This is a genomic window from Actinopolymorpha sp. NPDC004070 (assembly GCF_040610475.1).
Taxonomy (GTDB): domain Bacteria; phylum Actinomycetota; class Actinomycetes; order Propionibacteriales; family Actinopolymorphaceae; genus Actinopolymorpha.
This window is the reverse complement of sequence record NZ_JBEXMJ010000003.1, coordinates 477,744-496,186: the sequence shown is the minus strand read 5'-3', so window position 1 is coordinate 496,186 and position 18,443 is coordinate 477,744. Positions and strand designations below refer to the sequence as shown.

The following is an 18,443-nucleotide window of genomic DNA, read 5'->3' as shown; positions in this document are numbered from 1 at the left end:
CAGCTGCCGTGACAGCCTGGCACCGCGTCCGTCTCGTAGGCCTGTTGGCGGCCCGTGGGCACCACATGACGATCTGCTTCGCCCTCCGGCTCCTACCCGCACGCCCCGCCTGTGACACGGCGGCCGCCGGCGCGACCAACCGAGGACGGCAAGGCGATGTCAGACCCGGGTGTCCGACCTGTCGCACATGGCGGCCCGCGTCTCCTGATCGTGTCGGCGAGCATGGGTGGCGGCCACGACCGGGTGGCGGCCGAGATCGCCCGGCGCCTGCGTGAACGCGGCCATCAGGTGCAACTGCTCGACCTGCTGCGCCTGCTGCCGGCAGGGATCGGCAGCGCCATCCGCTCCGGCTACGCGGTGACCCTCCGGTATGCGCCCGGCAGATACCAGCATGTGTACGACAGATTCGCCGATCCCGACGATGCGCGTCACCTTGTGGAGCCACTGGTCCGCCTGTTGGTGCCGGCCGCACGCGACGCCGTCCGGGCAGCCGACCCGGACGCGGTCGTCACGACCTTCCACCTCGCCGCGACAGTGGTCGGCCGGTTGCGGATGGACGGCGTACTGAGGGCGCCCGCCCTCGTGGTGCTCACGGAATTCGCGCCACACGCGCTGTGGCTCTCGCCCGGGAACGACGCGTACCTGTGCCTGTCATCGCAGGGACGCGAGCTCGCCGCCGCGCACGTCGGTGAGCGGGCTTTCTGGCTCGGCCCGCTGACATCACTGACTCCCGACTTCCTGAACAATGCCGCGGCCCGTGGGGGCAGAACCGACGATGGGAACAGGCCGTTCGTCGTACTGTCCACCGGGGCATGGGGAGTCGCCACCAACCTGGTCCCGACCGTTCGTGCCCTCGCCGAGTCCGGGCGCTACTCCCCGTTGGTGCTGTGCGGCAGAAACCGACGCCTGCTGGGCCACCTCGACCGGGCGACGGGCTCCGGGCACGCCCTCGGGTGGCGGGACGACGTCGCCGAACTGCTGGCCGGTGCCTACGCGCTGGTGGAGAACGCCGGAGGGCAGACCTGCACGGAGGCGTTCGGGGCGGGTACGCCGGTAGTGGCCCACCTGCCGCTGCCGGGGCACGGCCTCGCTGCTGCCGACCACCTCACCCGGGTGGGTGCGGTCACGCGGGCGGACGATCCACACGACCTGCTGGCGGCTCTGGACTCACTTGGCCCAGGTACGCCGGCCAGGTCGCGTCAGATCGAACGCGCCCGCGCGCTGTTCCGTCCGGACAGCACCGACCTGCTGGAGAACCTTGCCAAGACGACGTGATCCACCTCGCGGCGATCCGCCGGACGGCCCGGCAATCCGCTGTACAGCGCAGTGATCCGCTGTGCCAAAGTGTGGGGCGTGACGACCAGACCCTGGCCGCTACGAGTCGGCCCACTCCTGCTGCGCGACGCGAGCGAACCAGACATCGAGCCGTTGTTGGCGTTCCGCAACGATCCGGCTGTCCAGCGCTTCCTGATCGCCACAACCGTGGACCCGGAGAGGTTCCGCCGCGACTGGCTGGCGAAAGCGTCCAGCACAACGGACTTCTCCTGCGTCGCCGAGGCGGACGGCCAGGTCGTGGCGATCGGATTCCTGGAGGTCGTCGACGCGATGGGTCAGCCAGGCGTGCCCAAGGGAACCGACGGCCTGATCGGGTACATCGTCGACCCGCGTGCCGCCGGCCGGGGCTACGCCACCCACCTCGCCAAGGGCCTGTTGACAGCGGCGTTCGACCACCTCGGTTTGCGCCGGGTCACCGCCGGTTGCTACGCCGACAACGCCGCCTCGGCGCGTGTTCTGGAGAAAGCTGGTATGCGCCGCGAGCAGCACGGCATCGAGGACTCCTGGCACGCCGAGCTCGGCTGGATCGACGGCTACACCTACGCCCTCCTGGAGCGGGAATGGCGCGCCGCCCACGGATGAGCACGACTCGCACATCCCCCGTGACCGCAAAGGAATCCGAGCGGGTGCGGACGTCCGCAACGTGCTGGCAGGGACTTTCGGGCTGACCGCCGACGCACAGGAGGCCGGGAGGCGCAGCAACACCGTGACCTCGCCTGGGGTTCGGCGGAGGAGGCTAGAACTCACCGCAATCCACCGGTTTAGGCCCCACTCGCAACCGGATGGGGACGGCCGGGCGCTCAGGCACGGCGCAGACTCATGCCCCCTGGCTCGCGGCCTGCGCGGGGTCGCACCAGGCGAGCCGGTAGCCGCCGTCCCGCAGCGAGCGGCGGAACCACAGCAGCGACAGGAGGAACCCGGCGGCGAACAGCGGGACCGACGCTGCGGTGGCCACCGGCATCGACGTCGTGCCCACGGTCAGCAGCAGGCTGAGCGTCAGGCTGGCGTTGACGAGAAGCACGGTGCCCCAGAGCAGGGACAGTCGCTGGAAGAGCCTGCGCAGCGGAGCCGACCGCACCACGTCGAGGGGCAGCGGACAGAAGTCGTGGGCGAGCCGTTGGATGAGCGGACGATCCAGCAGCGCCGTCAGCAGGAACGCCACGGCGACGGCGTAGGTCGCCAGGGTGGGCTGGAGGAAATAGACCATCGCCGACCCGGCGGCGTAGGAAACGGCGACCTGGACGACGGACAGCCCGGTCGTGCCGAGGAGTACGGCCGGCAGGCGCCTCTCTCTGACGACCCGCACGCCCATCGCGACCAGCGCCCAGGCGACGGCAGCCAACAGCGCGACGTGGAAACCTGCGGCGACGACGATGCCGTAGAACAGTCCGAGCGGGACGAGCACCGACTCGGCCAGATGCCGGGCAACCTCCATCGCCAGTCGCAGCCGTGGAGGCATGAGGACCGTGCGCGGGCTGCTGGCAGAGTGATGCACAGATCCCATCGTCCGAAGAGACCCTGCGCGTCGTCAAGTCCGGCCGAAGCGGGCGATCGGGACCAGGGCGGCAACTCGTCCGAGTGCTGCCCGCCGCGGTGCGGAGACCTCCTGCACTCCGGTTGTCCGGTTCCGTACCGGGTCTGGATGGGCAGTTTGAAGAGTTATGGACATCTTCCGGTGGCACGTGCACGGGTCGTGGACGACCGCATTCGTTCAGGGTCCACACCGCTACGTGGTTCCGGTCACACCTGACCGCGGGCCGCTGGTGGGCGGGCACGGCATCTCGACCCCGGTCTCCGCTGGACCGGGGAGGTCCCGCACGCCGCCGCGGTGGTCAACGAACCGATCCGCCGCGGCCGGACGACCGGGACCGTGGCCGACCGGGACGCGACCGCCGCGGCCGGCGCCCGCGCAGGGGAGGCAGTGCTCCAGCGTTACAACCTCAGCCGGTTCCAGGACGACTGGGAACGCCTCGCCAAGGACCCCACCAGCCGAACCAACCCATACCGTGGAGGGTGAGGGGAAGACCCGACCTTCGCTCGACGGACAGTTGCACAGGAGGTGCGCCATGCAGCGCGGCAGCGACCGACACAGCCCTCGGGTGGACGACGACCTCAAGGCCGACGCGAAGGCGATGGAAACCGCAAACCGCGCCACCCGCGCCCACGAGTGGCGTGAACCCGAACCAGGCGCCCCCGAGCCGGGCAAGGACCTCCCGCTGGTGGCCGGCCACGCCGAGGACGCCGAGGGCGCAGCCGAGGAGACCGGCGAGCAATCCCCGCCCGGCACCTACGCCGAGGCGGACGCGGAGGTGACGGACGACGACCTCCGGGACGCGGCCGGGCGGGCGGACAGGCCACCGTCGCGGACGTAGCCGCGACCAGCAGCCCGATAGTCCCCGGGCCACGTGCGACGCCGATGCCGCGCCGGTCAGGAAGGTCCCTTCCCGGTGAGGTTCTTCAGGAACGCCGCCGCGACCGGCCCGGCGTCGGAGCCTCCGGACCCGCCGTCCTCGATGAGAACCGCCCAGGCGATGTCGCTGTCCTCCTGGTAGCCGATCATCCAGGCGTGGGTCCGGCGCGGGGAGGAGTTGCCGTACTCCGCCGTTCCGGTCTTGGCGTGCGGCCGGCCGGGCAGGTCGCGCAGCGCGTCGCCGGCCCCGTCGGTGACCACCGAGCGCATCATCGACCGGAGATCGGTGACGACGTCCGGGTCGAGCGACTCCGGTGCCTTGTACGGGTGGCGGACCGCCTCGGGGACCAGCCTGGGCTGGACGAAGGTGCCGTTCTTCACCGTGCCCGCGACCGACGCCATCACCAGCGGCGACGCGAGGTCGCGGCCTTGGCCGATCATCGCGGCCGACCGGTCCAGGACGTCGGTGTTCACCGGCACCGAGCCGTCGTACGTGGACGCCCCGGTGTCCCAGACGCCGCCGATCCCGAACGCTGCCGCGGTCCGGGCGAGTGAGTGGTCGTCGAGCTTGTTCCTGGCTCCCACGAACGCGGTGTTGCAGGAGTGGGCGAACGCGTCCCGGAAGGTCGACCCCTCAGGCAGCACGAACTGGTCCTGGTTGGTGAATCGCCAGCCGTACACCCACTCGTACCTCGGGCACTCCAGGACGTCCGAGGGTCGCAGGCCGGCCTTGAGCAGCGCGGCGGAGGTGATGACCTTGAACGTGGATCCCGGCGGGTACTGCCCGATGAACGCCCGGTTGTATCCGGCCGGGGCGTTCGCGGCCGCCAGGATGTCCCCGGTGGACGGCTTGACCGCGACGAGCGCCGCGGGCTTGCCGACCAGGTCGAGCGCCTTGGCCGCGGCCCGCTGCACGTCCGGGTCGATCGTGGTGTGCACGTCCGCGCCGAGCTTCACGTCGGGCGTACGCAGCGGCCTCAGCGCGCGCCCGGTCTCCCGGTCGGTGATCGCGATCAGATACGCCGACCCGGAGCCGGATCCGGCGAGCTGCTTGTTGTAGCGCTTCTGCAGACCAGAGGTCCCCTTGCCCTCGGAGTTGACGTCACCGACGAGCGTGGCGGCGGCGAGCAGGTCACCCTTGTCGTCGAGGATCGACCCGCGGGTGGACATCCTGGCCACGGCGAGCGTCTGCCCGGCCTTCAGCACAGGGTTGACCATGGACGGCTCGAAGTGCACCACGTCCCTTTCCGCGGTCTGCACGATCCGGGCCTTCGACTCGTAGGTGTACGCACCTACGCGTGGCACCTTCATCTTCACGGTGAACGGCACGACGTAGGTCCTTCGCGCGCCGGCCTTCCGCTCACTCTTCGTGGTGCTGGTCAGGCTCGCCTCGCCGACCCGGATCGAGAACGGCTTCGGCGCGAGGTTGCGGTGCACGGAGGCGAGCAGTGACGCCGCGCTGCCCGGGCTGTCGGTGTAAAGCCCTGCCTCCTCCCATCTGCCGCGTTTCCACGAGCTGACGAAGGTGTCCATCCGGCGTTCGGCGCGCGCCACCGACGCCTTCGCCGCCTGCTGCCTGGCCTCCTCCGCCCGCTCCGTCGTCCGACCAGGGGTGCCGAACAGCATCACGGCACCCGCCAATCCCCCGAAGATCACGAGTGATATGGCGACGACCCCCACGATGACCCGGGACCGCCGTACGCGGCGCCGCCCCGAACCCCACTCCGTCACGTGTTCCACTCTGAAGATGAAAGCAAATTCATCGGCTCGTCGCCAATGTGGGCATCAGCAGGCTGGTGCTCGGCTCTGGACGTCCTCGCTGGCCCTGGCCCGGGTCGCCGCTCACTGCGGCAATTGGCCGCTTCACGGCGATCCGGGCGGTCCGTTCTGCGCGATCCGGGCAGTCGGTTCACCGCGATCCGGACGGCCGGGCGGGTGTCCGTCACGACCCGGACTCCGCCGAGTGGTTCGGCAGGGACGCGAGCCCGCAAGGGTTCTGCCGCGACCGGTACGCCAGCGGGACGTCGTTCGTGGACGAGTACGTCGGCAAGCGCCCTCGGCGAACTCGCCGTCCGCTTCGTTCGTCCGAGCGAGCTGGGCTTGGACGAGATCACCCTGGACCCGGACCGTACGACCGCACGTGGCCGGGTGAAGGGTGGGGTGGAGATGCGCTCCCGGTTCTGGATTGGTGGCGAGCACGTCGCGCCCCGCGGCGGACAGAAGCTGGCCGGGGAGAGCACCAGTGCACCGCCCGCCGCCGCCTCGCCGCCAGGTCTAGCCGCCCTGCTCAGGCGTGACCGCACGGAGCCATTCCCTTGGCCGGGAGCCTTCGGTTCCAGCAGAATCGCGGCAGCATCACCCGCACCGGCGGCAACGACTCGCCGCCGATGTCGTGCTGTTCGGGAGCCGCCAGGAACCGTCGACGGAGGGAGCACCGCCGGTGCGTTCAAGGGATGACGGTTTCTGGCGTTGGCAGGCGCCGGAAGTGGTTCTGAGCCTGGACCCGAACACGCTCGCCGGGAGCATCCAGAACCCGGCGGGCACCAACCGATGGACCTTCGCCGGGATCGACCGTCTCAGCGGATCCGACGGCGACCACGATCCGGTGCGATTGGAGTCGTGCGAAGCCCTCGACCGCGGATGCCGAGCCGTGCTGCGGCTCGGCGGTCTCGTCCTCACCGTCGAGATTGCGCTTGCCGAGGGCCCGTCGACCGTGTCGTTCTCGCTCACGCCCACGACCGACGCCGAGCTGACCTCGCCCGTCCGTTATCCCCCGCCGCTGCGACCGGATCGTACGCCGGTGGTGGAGCTTGCCCTGCCCCTCAAGACCACGAACGGGATCGTCTACCAGCCCTCCCCCGCGGACGACCTCGACGTCACGTTCGACGTGGCGGGCGGCAACACCGTCGGACTGTCGATGCCGTTCTGGTCCGCGAGCACGACGCGTGGCGGCCTGCTCGCGACCTTCACCGACCAGGACGACCTCGAACTCACCATCACCGGTTCCACCGACACCGGCGTCGACGTCGCCATCGGCTGGACAGCATCACTCGGCACTCTCCGCTGTGCCCGCCGCGTCACCTACACCTTGCTCGACGAACCCGGCTACGTGGTGGCCGCCTCGGCCTACCGGCGGTCGATCGTCGCAGCCGGGCGGTTCCGGTCGCTGGCCGACAAGATCGCCGAGCGGCCGGTCGTGAGCGGGATCGTCGGTGCGCCGTACTTCAGCACGGGCTACCTGCCGTTCTCGCGCCGCAAGCTCGACCAGGTGCTGACGGGACTCCGCGACATCGGCTACCGGAGCGGACTGCTCGGGCCGATCGACTTCCTGCAGTGGGATGCCGGACCCTGGCTGAACGACTACCAGCCGTTCATCAGCGCACCGGACTTCGCGGCCCCGATCACCGAGGCGGGCTTCACGCCGTTCGCCTGGTTCTACCTGGAGGACATCCTCGACTTCGATCCGAGTTTCGAGCCGGAGATGCTCGCCCTCGACCGGGACGGGCAGGTGCCGCAGGGTTGGGTGAACCGCGACTACCGCTATGCCCGGGTGTGCGACGCGGTGATCGCGCGACACGGGCGCCGACTGCGGGAGCGGGCCGGTACGTTCGCCGGGCTGCACTTCGACACCACCACGAGCAAGGCGCTGATGGAGTGCTGGTCACCCGCGCATCCGATGAGCCGGTCGGCGGACCGGGAGGCGCGCCGGGCCTGGCTGGCCGAGGTCGCGGGCTGGGGTCACCTCATCGGTTCGGAGGGCGGGTGCGACTGGGCGTTCGACGTGATGGACTTCTGCTCCAACAACCCGCGGCGCGATCTGGAGACCGTCTTCCCCGCGCCCGCGCGGCACGTTCCCCTGCAGGGGCTCGTCTACCACGACTCGGTGGTGTCGTACTGCTGGGAGTACGACCCGTACAACCGGAGCTACTGGGGCGGTGACTGGTCGCGGGCGAAGATTCTCTACGACGTGATGTGCGGCAACCCGCCCACGGTGTCGCCGGTGCTCGGCTACTTCCCGGTGATCGGTGCGAGTGAGGGCGCCGTCTCGTCGTCGTGGGTGACCTGGGAGAACCCCGTGACGCAACGCCTGCTCCGGGAGGCACTCCCGGTCGCACGCCTGCACGAACGCACTGCGCTGCACGCCATGCTCTCCCACGCCTACCTCGACGATGCCGGCACGGTAAGCCGCACGACCTATGAGGACGGGACCGAGGTCGTGGTCAACGCCGGGGAGAAGCCCTACGACGACGGCGACGGCGACCTGCCCGGCTCGTCGTACCGGATCGACGGCCTGCTCACCCGGCTCGGAGGTCACGATGCCCGTACCTGACTTCGCCCTGCTCGACCGGCAGACCGTGCACGTCGACGTCGGCGAGCAGCGCGGTCCGGCCGAACTCTGGCGGCACACGGTCGGGGTGGGCGGGATCAACTCCGCACCGCTGCCACCCCGCGTGGTCAAGGGTGCGGCGGCCCTGCGACCGCGGCTGGTCCGGATCTTCGTCCAGCAGTTCTTCGACATCTACCCCGAGCACGGGCGGTTCGACTGGACCAGGCTGGACCCCTACCTGGACTCCCTCGCGGCCACCGGCGCGAAGGTCGTCGCCGCGATCTGCCTCAAGCCCGGCCCGCTGTTCGGCCCTGCCGACCGGACCGATCACGCGGTGTGGATGCCGAACGACGTCGCCGAGTGGCAGCAGGTCGTCACCGCACTGGTACGCCGCTACTCCGTCGAACGCAACCTCGTCACCCACTGGGAGATCGGCAACGAGACCGACATCGGCGAGGACGGTGGGTCGCCGTACCTCGTCCCCGACCCGGACGACTACGCGACGTTCTACGACCTGACCGCCCCCGCCATCCGAGCGGCCGCACCACACGTCAAGGTGGGCGGAACGGCGGCGTGCTGGGTGACCAGCGAACCGCTGCCGGGCTTCGTGAAGCACTGCCTGGACAACGACGTTCCGCTCGACTTCGTGTCCTGGCACCTCTACGCCGACGACTGGGCACGGCACGCTGCCGGAGTGGCCGAGGGCAGGCGGCTGGTGGCGGGGTTCCCCGAACCGCGGCCGGAGCTGATGGTCACCGAGTGGAGTACGTCGTTCGAGGCCGTCTCGGTCGCCGACCAGGCCGACGACCCGCGCCGGGCGGCGTTGGTGGTGGCGTCGATCCTGGCGATGGACCGGGCGGGTCCGGCCTGGTCGTTCTACTACCACCTGTGGGACCAGGTGTGCGATCCGGGCGAGTTCGCGCCGTTCTTCTCCCCCGAGGGTGTCGCGCACCTGATGCGGCACTGGAACGAGGTGCCGCACCGGTTCGGCCTGTTCGGTGAGCGCGGCCAGGTGCGTCCGCAGTACTTCGTCCACCAACTGCTGGGCAGGCTCGACGGCACCAAAGTCGCCTGCGAGGTCTCGCACGAGGATCTGCACGCCTACGCCGCGTGTGCTCCCGGAGCGGTGTCGTTGCTGGTGTCGAACACCAGCCTCTCCCGGCCGGCCTGCCGGGACCGTGTTCTCACGCTGCGGTACGCCGGGCTGACGCCAGGCCCGAAGCTGCTCACCGTCCACCGGATCGACGAGGCGCGGCGCTGGTGCGCCGACACCCTCGCCCTGGAGCCGTTGGAGGAACGGGTCGTCGTCACCGCCGGCGCGTTCGAACACCAGATCCTTCTGCCGGCGCACACCGTGGCCTTCGCCACGCTGTCCGAACGAGACGGGATTCGATAGATGACGCGGGCGCAAGTCACGGTTGACGTACACACACACCTGGGTCAGCACGGAACGCACGTGTGCGATCCGCTGGCACACGACGAGATCCGCGCCTGGGGTGAGGTCAGCTGGAACGTCACGCCGGAGGAACACCGGCTCGCCGCGGAGGCGGCCGGCACCTCGATCGTGCTGGCGTTCGACGCCGAACCGGTCGGGGTCGTCGTACCCAACGACTACGTCGCGGCCACGGTCGACGGGCACGACAACCTGATCGGCTTCGCCAGTGTCAATCCGAACCGCCCCGGAGCGCCGGCCCTGCTCGACGACGCGATCCGCACCCTGCGGCTGGGCGGACTCAAGCTCGGTCCCTGCTACCAGCACTTCCATCCGCACGACGCGGCCTGCTTCGACCTGCTGGAGGTCGCCGCGCACCACGAGATTCCGGTGATCTGGCACCAGGGAACGACGTTCACCCCGGCAGCGATCGTCGACTACGCCCGGCCGTTGCAGTTGGACCAGGTGGCACGCCGCTTCCCCGACCTGCGGATGTGGATCGCGCACTTCGGGCACCCGTGGGCGGAGGAAGCACTGAGCGTGATCCGCCGGCACGAGCATTTCTACATCGACGTGTCCGCGCTGGACACCCGGCCGTGGCAGCTGGCGCAGGCGCTGACCGCGGCGAAGGAGTACCGCGTGTTCGACCGGATCCTGTTCGGCACGGACTACCCGTTCTCCACCGTCGAGCGCACCGTGGCCGGGCTTCGCAAGGCAGCCGGCCTGTGCCGCACGCTCGGGATGGCCGACGTCACCGACGGCGACGTGGACCGGATCTGTCAACGGGACTCCCTTGCCCTGCTCGGGTTGGGCGTTCACAAGGACGGCGCCGCGGCGCCGGGGAGGACGGTCGGGTCATGACCGGATCCGAGATCGCTGGTGTCGTGTGTGTGGTGCAGACGCCGTTCGACGAGCAAGGCGACATTGACACCGAAACCTTCGTACGCCAGGTGGAGTGGCTGTTCGACAACGGCGCGGACGGCGTGGCCATCGGGATGGTGTCGGAGGTGCTGCGGCTGTCGACGACCGAGCGGGACGAGCTCGCGACACTGCTGTGCGGCGCGGCGAGCGGGCGGGGCACGTCGGTGGTCAGCGTGGGTGCGGAGTCCACCCACGCCGCCATACGCCACGCCCGGCACGCGGCCGCGGTCGGCGCGGACGCGGTGATGGCCACGCCTCCCGCGCTCAGCCGGGCGGGTGACGCGGAACTGTTCGACTACTTCCTCGCGATCGCCGACGCCGCGCAGGTGCCGGTGATCGTCCAGGACGCGAGTGGGTACGTCGGTTCGGCGCTGTCGATCGAACTGCAGGCGAGGTTGCAGGCCGAGCTCCCCGACCGGGTGCTGTTCAAGCCGGAGGCCCACCCGATCGGGCCCAAGCTGACCCAGCTGCTGGACGCCACCGGCGGGAAAGCACGCGTCCTGGAGGGAAACGGCGGCATGTATCTCGTCGACAGCTTCCGGCGCGGAGCGATCGGCACCATGCCGGCCGGCGACCTGGTGTGGGCACTGGTCCCACTGTGGCGGGCGCTCAACGACGGTGACTACGACCGGGCCTACCTGATCGCCGGGCCGCTGACCCAGATGGTGTCGCTACAGACCAGCCTGGACAGCTTCGTCGCCATCGAGAAACACCTGCTCGTACGACAGGGCGTCTTCCCCAGCGCGGCGGTGCGCGGTCCTGTCGCAGGCGGAGTTGACGAACGGATGTACGCCGAGATCGACCGGCTGGTGGACCTGCTGCGCAGAGCGGTCGACCATGACTGAGCCGGCGACGGTCGCGATCGTCACCGGCGCGGGTGGCGGTATCGGTGGCGCCTGCGCCCGTGCCCTGGCCGCGTCCCACGACACGGTGCTGTGCGTGGACCGTGACCTCGACCGCGCGCGGGAGACGGTCACCGCGATCGAGCGGGCCGGCGGCTCCGGCGTCCCACTCGCCGCCGACGCCGCGGATCCGGCGTTCGGGGAGGACGTCGCGGCGGCCGCTGCGGCAGCCGGGCAGGTCCGCTCCGCTGTGCACGCCCTCGCCCACGAGGAACACGTTCCCGCCCTCGAACTCAGCCTGGACTCGGTGCGGCTGAGCTTCACCCTCGGCCCGCTCGCGGCGTTCGCGGTCTTCCGCGCCCTCGCGGTCGCACCCACCCCGCCGCCACCGGGTGCGGCGTTCACCGTGATCGGCTCCCTGCACGAGAAGCACGCGTTCGCCCGCTGCCTCGGCTACAACGCCGCGCACGGTGCGCTCGGCCAGGTGGTGCGTACGCTCGCGCACGAGTGGGCCGGCCGGCGGATCCGGGTGAACGCTGTGGTGCCCGGCTGGATTGCCACCCCCGGCGAGGTCGTTCTGTACGGCGAGCAGCACCTCGCCCGGGCGGGCAGGGCGTTGCCGTTCGGCGCGATGGGCGACGTCGGCCAGGTCGCCGCGGCCGTGGCGTTCCTGTCCTCCCCGGCCGCCGACTACATCTCCGGGTCGTTCCTGACCGTGGACGGCGCGCTGTCGGTGTCACTGGCCCGGCTACCCGAGGGGAACCGGACGTCGGAGGGAGACCAGCCGTGAAGTACGCATGCGTGTTCGCCCATCCCGACGACGAGATGCGATGCCTGGGAACGCTGCTGCGGCTGCACGAACTCGGCCACGAGATCGCGTTCGTGACCCTCACCGGCGGCGACAAGGGCCTGCCGTTCTCCGGTCCGGACTCCCACGAACGGGCCGTCGCCGTGCGGGAGGTGGAGATCCGTACCGTGGCGAAGGCGTTCGACGCGAGCTATCTGTGCCTGGGCCGCGAGGACGGGTTCCTCTACGACGACGAGTCGCTGCGGCACGACCTGATCGCGGCGCTGCGCACCGTCGATCCCGACGTGATCTTCACGCACTGGACGAACGACTACAACGCCGACCACGTGGTGACCGCGAAAGCCGTGGTTGACACCGCGCTGTGGACCAACCTCGGCTCGTTCGAACCCGCCGTCCCGGCCGGCGACCACGTGCCGCGGATCTTCCACGTCGACACCGGCGCGGGGTACGGATTCGAGGCCACTCACTTCGTCGAACTCACCGCGGATCACGCGGCGCGCAAGGCCGAACTGATCCGGGCCCACGCCAGCCAGATGGACGTGATGCGCCGCCTGCGCGGTCACGACTACGCCGACGAGATGGCCGACTCCGACCGGGTCACCGGTGCCCGGCTGATGGTCGCCCACGCCGAGGGATTCCGGCCCTGCCTGGCCGAACGCCGGATCCCCTGGCCCTCCGACCTGCCCGGTAGGTGGGCACCTGACGGCACCGGCACCGAGGCCGGCGCATGAGGATCACCGACGTCACGCCGTTCCTGCTCCGCGGTTCCCAGACCTACGGTGCCCACGCGGGCCAGGCGGAGGCGACCGACCAGGGCGACTGGTTGCTGCTGGTACGCGTCCGCACCGACGAGGGCCTCGAGGGCTGGTCGGACGTGGAGACCATGGGCCCGGTCGCCGCCCGCGTCCTGCAGGGCAGCGGGATGAGCGCGCTCGGCTTCCGTACCATCCACGAACAGCTTCTCGGCCGCGACCCGACCGACGTGGAGGCGATCTGGGACGAGTTGTACGTCGCCACCGCCTACTACGGGCGGCGCGGTGTCGCCATGCACTGCATGTCGGCGGTCGACAACTGTCTCTGGTCGATCCGGGCACAGGCGGCCGGAGCGCCGCTCGCGCATGTGCTCGGTGGTCGCCGCCGCGACCGGTTGCCGGCGTACGCCTCGACTCTCTTCCGTTCGACACCGGAGGCGAACGCCGCGGCGGCGCAGCGCTACGTCGACCTCGGCTTCACCGGCATGAAGTTCGGCTGGGGAGGGTTCGGGATCGACCCCGGCGCGGACCGGGACAACCTCCTCGCACTGCGGGAGACGCTCGGACCTGCTCGAGCCTTGATGATCGACCCCGGCTGGTACGTCGAGGACGCGGGCCGTCCTCGGGTGCGGACGATGGCGCAGACCACGACGATGCTGGAGACGCTGAGCGACGTCACGCCGTACTGGGTGGAGGACATCCTTCATCCGGAGTGCACCGAGCAGTACGCCGTGCTGGCGGCGGAGTTCCCGCACCTGCGCTTCGCGGCGGGTGAGCAGCAGGCGACGATCTGGGAGCTACGGCGGCTGGTTCGCGACCACGGGATCGCGGTCGTGCAGCCGGACCTGTCCCGGTGCGGCGGGCTCACGGTGGCGAGCGCGCTGGCCCGCGACGCCGAGGCCGCCGGCGTGGAGATCGTCACCCACTCCTGGCTGACCGACCTGCTGCACTCCTACAGCCTGCACTTCCTGTCGACGTTGCCCGAAGCCCGCTGGGTGGAGTTCAACGTCGCGCAGAGCGACCTCAGCGCGGGTGTCGTCAACAAGTCATTGACACTGGCAGCCGACGGCACGGTCGAGGTGCCGAACGGCATCGGACTCGGAGTGGACGTGGACCTGGCCTTCGTCGAGGCGCACGCCGTTTCTGTGTAGCCCCGATCACGTCAGCACTCGTCGCCGTCGGCCATCCCGAAGACCGCGGCATGCTCTTCGGCGGACGTCTCGCTCACCTCGTCCACCGTGTAGTGGAACTGCAGTGCGCGCCGACGTGTCGTCGTGTCGTTGCTCGGCGTCCCGTGTTGCAGCAGGCCGTCGAAGAACATTAGGCCGCCCGGCGGGAGCGGCACGGCCACCCCTCGGTCGACCGGCACGTTCCCGTCGCAGATCTGCAGGTCACGCAGGTGGACGTGGCGTACGGGGCCGTCACGATGTGAGCCGCGGATGACGCGCATGCAGCCGTTGTCCACGGTGGCCGCGTCCAGCGCGATCCACACACCGACGATCGGGGAGCCCGGAACCATGTGGAAGAAGGCGTTGTCCTGGTGCCACGGCTTCTCCCGCCCGCCACCCGGTGGCTTGAGCAGGGCCATGTCCTGGAACATCCGCGGGGTGCCGCCGAGCAGCCGGGCCACGACGTCGAGGATGCCCGGGTCGTTCGCGATCGCGGCGAGACGGGCCTCGTGCGCCGTGAACGACATGAACTTCCGCGTCACGTCGAGCCGCTGGGCCGGGGTCAGCGTGTCCAGAACATCATGCGCCCAGGCCTCGTACTGCACGTCCGCAGGTGAGTTCGGGCGAGCGAGGGCTTCCAGGCCGGCCGTGGCATCGCGCACCGTCTCCGGGGCCAGCGCCCGGCTCACCGGGAGGAAGCCGTCCTGCCGGTAGCGGTCGAGTTCGGCCTCGCCCACGTCCGCCAGGCGCTCGACCGGTTCGGCCACCTGTGCGGTGGCGTACAGCCCGCTCGGATACGTCCCGGCGTCCCGGTCGAAAGTCGTCCGTCCCCCGTTCATCGCACTCACCTGTCCTCTGCGTCGTTCCGGGCGGATACGCTCAGTCTGCTCGCAGGCCGTCGTAGAGCACCGGGGTGCGCGGGGTGTCAGGGACCTGGCCGATCTCCGTCCCCGGCATCCAGTTGCGGTCGGCGATCTGGTTGTCGTTGACCGGCTCGGCGACCCGGATGTCGGCGTCCATGTAGATCACGGTCATCACCCGGCGCGGAATGCCGCTGTGGTTCGGCCCCGCGTGGTGGAAGGTCCAGCCGCGGTGGAAGCTCGCGTCACCGAGCGCGAACGGCTGCTCCACATGCTCGAAGTCCTGCTCTGCGACCAGTTCGCTCAGCCTCGCCTCCGACTCGTCGCTGATCGCCAGGTCGCGGCCGATGGAGAAGTTGTGGCTGCCCCGGGCGAACGCCAGTGGACCCATCTCGTACGGCGTCTCCTGCATCGGCAGCCAGATCGTGCACACCCGGTCACTCGACAACGGCCAGTAGTACTGGTCGGCGTGCCATGGGGTGATCCCACCACCGGCTTCCTTGTAAAGCGCCTGGTCGTGGTAGAGCCGCACCGCGTGCACGCCCAGGAGCTTCGCGGCGATGCCGGCAAGACGCCGGGAGTGGACGAGTTCCTTCACCTTCGCGTTGTGTTCCCAGAGGTTGGTCACCTGCAGGAACGCCTTGCCATAGGTGTCGCGCTCCGCCAGCGGCAGGTGCTGGGTGTTCAGCCGGATCACCTCGCCGGTGACCACGGGCTCGTACTCCGCGATGGTCTGCGGGGACAGCACTCCCGACAGGTGGATGAAGCCGTCCCGGGTGAAGTCGGCGGTGGCCGTCGGCGGCAACCCCTCGTAGGGAACGTCCAGCTCGGATCCCAGCGCTGCCGTCGTAGCAGTCATGCCACCTACTCCTCATGTCGTGATGTACGCATCGCCGGTTCCAGCGTCGCAGGCACTTTGGGTCGGGCACCACACCTGTGCTGTCCAGGTCCGGCAACCGCCCGGGGGCGCCGGGTCCTAGAGTGTGCCGATGGCCTCCCGGGCGTGGGACGAGGTACGGGCGTTCGCTCTCGCCATGCCGCGTGCGATCGAGGACCAGCCCTGGGATGAGGTCGTGATCAAGATCGACCACCCGCCCCGCCGAAGGGGCAACGGCTTGGCGTACGGGCCGATGTTCCTGTGGCTCAGCCGCCCGGACGCACCGGTGCCGGCGGCCTCGGTGAAGCTCAGGGCGTCCTACGACCAGGCGGTCGCGGAGGGCGCAGCGACCCCGACCACGATGAGCGGCCTCGGCCACTGGGGCTGGCTGACCGTCCCCCTGCTCCACGCGGACCTCGACCTCGTGCGCGACTGGATCGACGAGAGCTACCGCACCGTCGCGCCGAAGAAGCTTCTCGCCGAACTCGACCGGACGGCCGGCGACCATCACGACCGAGGGAATCCGAGATGACCATCGAGAACCGTGCAACGTCGGCCGGCCCTACCGCGCCGGCGGAACCCCACAGCGCCGTCGACGTCATCTACTCGATGGTCGACCCGACGTGGATCGCGCGACTGGTGGCGGACGAGTACGACGTCGGCGTCCCGGACGACTGCCGCCTGCTCTTCGCCGGTCACAACGACACCTACGAGATTTCTGTCGGAGAGCGGCGGTACGCGTTCCGCCTGCACACCCGGGGAAAGTGGTGGCTTCGCGGCGAGGGCGACGTCAGGTTCGAACTCGACCTGCTGACCCACCTGCACAGCCACGGGGTTCCGGTCTCGTACCCACTCCCCCGGCGAAACGGCGACGCTCTGGGAACGATCCCAGCCCCCGAGGGTGGGCGGTTCTACTCGTTGTTCTCCTGGGCGCCCGGCGCACCCCCTTCCGGGGCGCTGACCGTCGGCCAGGCGTACGCCGTCGGGCGAACCCTCGCCACCATCCACGTCACCGCGGACCTCCACACGCCCGAACATCCGCGTTATCACCTCGACGAGGCAGCGAAGCTCGACCGGCCGCTCGCCGAACTCGACGAGGCCATTCGCGCCGCAAGCCCCGAGGACGAGCAGACCATCCGCCACTACGCCGCCGAGATCCGTGCGCAGCTCGCGGCGTTCGACCCCGGGCCGACCGGCTGGGGCATCATCCACGCCGACGTCCAGCCGCTCAACTACCACTTCGACGCCGACAGCAACGGCGACAGCGACAGCGACAGCATCACGGTCTTCGACTTCGACATGTGCGGATACGGTTGGCGGGCGTACGACCTCGCCTACTGCTACACGCGTACCGGCGAGCCGCAACGCTCGGCGATGCTCGACGGATATCAGAGCGTTCGCCCGCTCAGCGACGCCGAGCACTCCATGCTCACGACGTTCGGCAGGCTCGCCTGGATCGCTCACGACGGACGACCGGTCGCCCGCCTGGCACAGCTGATGCGCGACCCGTACTACTCGGGTTCACTGTGAGCGCCCCGGCGTGTGCTCTGCGCATGAGAGTACGCTGCTCTTGCCCTGGTGGAGGCGCTGCGCGGAGCCCGCTGGGTGGACGCGAACGCCACCTGCTGCCGTCCCCGGTCGAGGCCAAGCTGCGGTTGATGGACCGCGTGCAGCTCTCCTCGAAGGCGCACCGATACATTCTCCTGATCGGCCTTCGGGCGTACCCGTCCTCAGAACGGCGGTAGGTCATCGTGGGCCGTCCCGGCGGCGGCGGTTGCCGACTCGGGTGGTGCCGAGCTGGCTGGCACCGGGTCGGTGAGGGAGGGCGCTCGACTGCTGTAGCTGCGGCCGAAGGGGTCGGTGAGGGTGTGTTCGCCCGGCCCGGTCTGGTGGAGCTTCCAGTCGCGCTCGGTCTTGGCCTTGTGGTGGCGTGGGCACAGAGGTGCGATGTTGTCCACGGACGTCGAACCGCCGTAGGCGTGTTCGGTGTTGTGGTCCAGGTGGCAGGTCGCTGCCGGGCGTCTGCAGGTGGTCCATGCGCAGCGCTGGTCGCGGGCATGGACGAGCTCGGCTTGTAGTCCGCGCAGGAATCTCGCCGGTATCGGATGCAGATGGAGTAACCGTCCGGTGACCGGGTGGGTGACACCCACGCTGAACCTGGCTTCGGGGTTGGTGAGGTTGTTCGCCACGAGGCGCTCGGCGACTTCGGTGATGACGGGGCCGAACCCGCCGAGTTCACCGGGCCGGGTGGACAGTCCCATCAACGTGGTCAACGGGACGTTCAGCTGAATCTTCGCGCGCGTTCGGATCGGCCCCCAACTCGGCTGCGAGGAGGACCACGGCGGCGGTGTCGATGCTCTTGTCCCCCCGCGCGGTGGGTCGGTCGACTCGTCAGGTCGGCGGCCCTGCTGCGGAATATGATCCGTGGCCGAACCGCTGTCGGAACCACCGGCAGGAGCGGCTGTCTCTTCTGCCGCTGCGTTCTCCGCGGTCGCGCTGCGATCGGCGGCCTCGTGGGCGGCAGTGTCGTGGACCGGGACGCCGTTGTTCGCGGGCGCACCGCACACACTGCACCTGGCAATTGGAGCCGGGGAGCAGTCGCCACATTCGCACCAGCTGTCGTGCAGTTCATGGTCGGGGAACCGGTGAACGGCGCAGTGCGCGTCCTCGGTCGACTCCTTAGCGGCCGTTTGCTCCTCGGTGTTGCCCA

The 18,443-nt window shown here is 69.9% G+C and carries 18 protein-coding genes; 13 read left to right on the top strand and 5 right to left on the bottom strand.

Features of this window, described 5'->3' with window-relative positions:
* Positions 1-156 precede the first annotated feature (156 nt).
* Together ABZV93_RS08760 and ABZV93_RS08755 are read left to right on the top strand one after the other, a co-directional pair.
* On the top strand, positions 157-1,275 hold the full coding sequence (locus ABZV93_RS08760; RefSeq protein ID WP_354932513.1) for a hypothetical protein: 1,119 nt from the start codon (positions 157-159) through the stop codon (positions 1,273-1,275).
* A gap of 78 nt (positions 1,276-1,353) precedes the next feature.
* Positions 1,354-1,917, top strand: a complete 564-nt coding sequence (locus tag ABZV93_RS08755) for a GNAT family protein (protein ID WP_354932511.1) — start codon at positions 1,354-1,356, stop codon at positions 1,915-1,917.
* A gap of 235 nt (positions 1,918-2,152) precedes the next feature.
* Here ABZV93_RS08755 and ABZV93_RS08750 read toward each other — a convergent pair whose 3' ends face one another.
* Positions 2,153-2,794 carry a VC0807 family protein gene (locus ABZV93_RS08750; RefSeq protein WP_354932509.1) on the bottom strand — a complete coding sequence of 214 codons (642 nt, stop codon included), beginning with the start codon at positions 2,792-2,794 and terminating at the stop codon, positions 2,153-2,155.
* A gap of 369 nt (positions 2,795-3,163) precedes the next feature.
* Between ABZV93_RS08750 and ABZV93_RS08745 the strand changes: the two genes are divergently transcribed.
* Entirely contained in the window at positions 3,164-3,352 is a 189-nt protein-coding gene (locus ABZV93_RS08745) for a hypothetical protein (protein ID WP_354932507.1), read from the top strand.
* 49 nt (positions 3,353-3,401) lie between these two features.
* A complete protein-coding gene (locus ABZV93_RS08740) occupies positions 3,402-3,707 on the top strand; it encodes a hypothetical protein (RefSeq protein ID WP_354932505.1) in 306 nt (101 codons plus the stop codon).
* A 56-nt stretch (positions 3,708-3,763) separates the two neighbouring features.
* On the opposite strand, the gene ABZV93_RS08735 is transcribed toward ABZV93_RS08740, so the two are convergent.
* A complete protein-coding gene (locus tag ABZV93_RS08735) occupies positions 3,764-5,485 on the bottom strand; it encodes a penicillin-binding transpeptidase domain-containing protein (protein ID WP_354932503.1) in 1,722 nt (573 codons plus the stop codon).
* Between the two features lie 700 nt (positions 5,486-6,185).
* Here ABZV93_RS08735 and ABZV93_RS08730 point away from each other — a divergent pair.
* Genes ABZV93_RS08730 through ABZV93_RS08700 form a run of 7 tightly spaced genes read left to right on the top strand, consistent with a single transcriptional unit; the run spans position 6,186 to position 13,978 of the window.
* Positions 6,186-8,075, top strand: a complete 1,890-nt coding sequence (locus ABZV93_RS08730; protein WP_354932501.1) for a hypothetical protein — start codon at positions 6,186-6,188, stop codon at positions 8,073-8,075.
* Positions 8,062-9,468, top strand: a complete 1,407-nt coding sequence (locus tag ABZV93_RS08725) for a hypothetical protein (RefSeq protein WP_354932499.1) — start codon at positions 8,062-8,064, stop codon at positions 9,466-9,468. The genes ABZV93_RS08730 and ABZV93_RS08725 overlap by 14 nt, the downstream gene beginning before the upstream one ends.
* Positions 9,469-10,365: an amidohydrolase family protein gene (locus tag ABZV93_RS08720; RefSeq protein WP_354932497.1), complete on the top strand. Its 897-nt coding sequence runs from the start codon at positions 9,469-9,471 to the stop codon at positions 10,363-10,365.
* Positions 10,362-11,270: a dihydrodipicolinate synthase family protein gene (locus ABZV93_RS08715; protein ID WP_354932495.1), complete on the top strand. Its 909-nt coding sequence runs from the start codon at positions 10,362-10,364 to the stop codon at positions 11,268-11,270. Before ABZV93_RS08720 ends, ABZV93_RS08715 begins: the two co-directional genes overlap by 4 nt.
* Complete coding sequence (locus tag ABZV93_RS08710; protein WP_354932493.1) at positions 11,263-12,057, top strand: SDR family NAD(P)-dependent oxidoreductase; 795 nt, start codon at positions 11,263-11,265, stop codon at positions 12,055-12,057. The genes ABZV93_RS08715 and ABZV93_RS08710 overlap by 8 nt, the downstream gene beginning before the upstream one ends.
* On the top strand, positions 12,054-12,806 hold the full coding sequence (locus ABZV93_RS08705) for a PIG-L deacetylase family protein (RefSeq protein ID WP_354932491.1): 753 nt from the start codon (positions 12,054-12,056) through the stop codon (positions 12,804-12,806). Before ABZV93_RS08710 ends, ABZV93_RS08705 begins: the two co-directional genes overlap by 4 nt.
* A complete protein-coding gene (locus ABZV93_RS08700) occupies positions 12,803-13,978 on the top strand; it encodes a mandelate racemase/muconate lactonizing enzyme family protein (protein WP_354932489.1) in 1,176 nt (391 codons plus the stop codon). Before ABZV93_RS08705 ends, ABZV93_RS08700 begins: the two co-directional genes overlap by 4 nt.
* A gap of 11 nt (positions 13,979-13,989) precedes the next feature.
* Here the strand turns inward: ABZV93_RS08700 and ABZV93_RS08695 are convergent, their stop codons facing one another.
* Together ABZV93_RS08695 and ABZV93_RS08690 are read right to left on the bottom strand one after the other, a co-directional pair.
* The gene (locus ABZV93_RS08695) at positions 13,990-14,835 is read right to left on the bottom strand and encodes a phytanoyl-CoA dioxygenase family protein (protein WP_354932487.1); all 846 of its coding nucleotides are present in this window, start codon (positions 14,833-14,835) and stop codon (positions 13,990-13,992) included.
* Positions 14,836-14,875: 40 nt separating this feature from the next.
* Positions 14,876-15,715, bottom strand: a complete 840-nt coding sequence (locus ABZV93_RS08690; protein WP_354932485.1) for a phytanoyl-CoA dioxygenase family protein — start codon at positions 15,713-15,715, stop codon at positions 14,876-14,878.
* A 130-nt stretch (positions 15,716-15,845) separates the two neighbouring features.
* On the opposite strand from ABZV93_RS08690, the gene ABZV93_RS08685 reads away from it, so the two are divergent.
* Both ABZV93_RS08685 and ABZV93_RS08680 read left to right on the top strand, forming a co-directional pair.
* Positions 15,846-16,265 carry an MmcQ/YjbR family DNA-binding protein gene (locus ABZV93_RS08685; protein WP_354932483.1) on the top strand — a complete coding sequence of 140 codons (420 nt, stop codon included), beginning with the start codon at positions 15,846-15,848 and terminating at the stop codon, positions 16,263-16,265.
* Positions 16,262-17,263: a phosphotransferase gene (locus tag ABZV93_RS08680; protein WP_354932481.1), complete on the top strand. Its 1,002-nt coding sequence runs from the start codon at positions 16,262-16,264 to the stop codon at positions 17,261-17,263. Before ABZV93_RS08685 ends, ABZV93_RS08680 begins: the two co-directional genes overlap by 4 nt.
* 200 nt (positions 17,264-17,463) lie before the next feature.
* Here ABZV93_RS08680 and ABZV93_RS08675 read toward each other — a convergent pair whose 3' ends face one another.
* Positions 17,464-18,006: an HNH endonuclease gene (locus ABZV93_RS08675; protein ID WP_354932479.1), complete on the bottom strand. Its 543-nt coding sequence runs from the start codon at positions 18,004-18,006 to the stop codon at positions 17,464-17,466.
* Positions 18,007-18,443 lie beyond the last annotated feature (437 nt).

What these genes read in the sequence shown, in the direction of transcription:
- ABZV93_RS08725 (WP_354932499.1), top strand. Translation starts at nt 8,062, where the DNA reads ATGCCCGTACCTGACTTCGCCCTGCTCGACCGGCAGACCGTGCACGTC.
- ABZV93_RS08720 (WP_354932497.1), top strand. Translation starts at nt 9,469, where the DNA reads ATGACGCGGGCGCAAGTCACGGTTGACGTACACACACACCTGGGTCAG.
- ABZV93_RS08690 (WP_354932485.1), bottom strand. Translation starts at nt 15,715, where the DNA reads ATGACTGCTACGACGGCAGCGCTGGGATCCGAGCTGGACGTTCCCTAC.
- ABZV93_RS08680 (WP_354932481.1), top strand. Translation starts at nt 16,262, where the DNA reads ATGACCATCGAGAACCGTGCAACGTCGGCCGGCCCTACCGCGCCGGCG.
- ABZV93_RS08710 (WP_354932493.1), top strand. Translation starts at nt 11,263, where the DNA reads ATGACTGAGCCGGCGACGGTCGCGATCGTCACCGGCGCGGGTGGCGGT.
- ABZV93_RS08750 (WP_354932509.1), bottom strand. Translation starts at nt 2,794, where the DNA reads ATGCCTCCACGGCTGCGACTGGCGATGGAGGTTGCCCGGCATCTGGCC.
- ABZV93_RS08740 (WP_354932505.1), top strand. Translation starts at nt 3,402, where the DNA reads ATGCAGCGCGGCAGCGACCGACACAGCCCTCGGGTGGACGACGACCTC.
- ABZV93_RS08715 (WP_354932495.1), top strand. Translation starts at nt 10,362, where the DNA reads ATGACCGGATCCGAGATCGCTGGTGTCGTGTGTGTGGTGCAGACGCCG.
- ABZV93_RS08700 (WP_354932489.1), top strand. Translation starts at nt 12,803, where the DNA reads ATGAGGATCACCGACGTCACGCCGTTCCTGCTCCGCGGTTCCCAGACC.
- ABZV93_RS08760 (WP_354932513.1), top strand. Translation starts at nt 157, where the DNA reads ATGTCAGACCCGGGTGTCCGACCTGTCGCACATGGCGGCCCGCGTCTC.
- ABZV93_RS08685 (WP_354932483.1), top strand. Translation starts at nt 15,846, where the DNA reads ATGGCCTCCCGGGCGTGGGACGAGGTACGGGCGTTCGCTCTCGCCATG.
- ABZV93_RS08695 (WP_354932487.1), bottom strand. Translation starts at nt 14,835, where the DNA reads ATGAACGGGGGACGGACGACTTTCGACCGGGACGCCGGGACGTATCCG.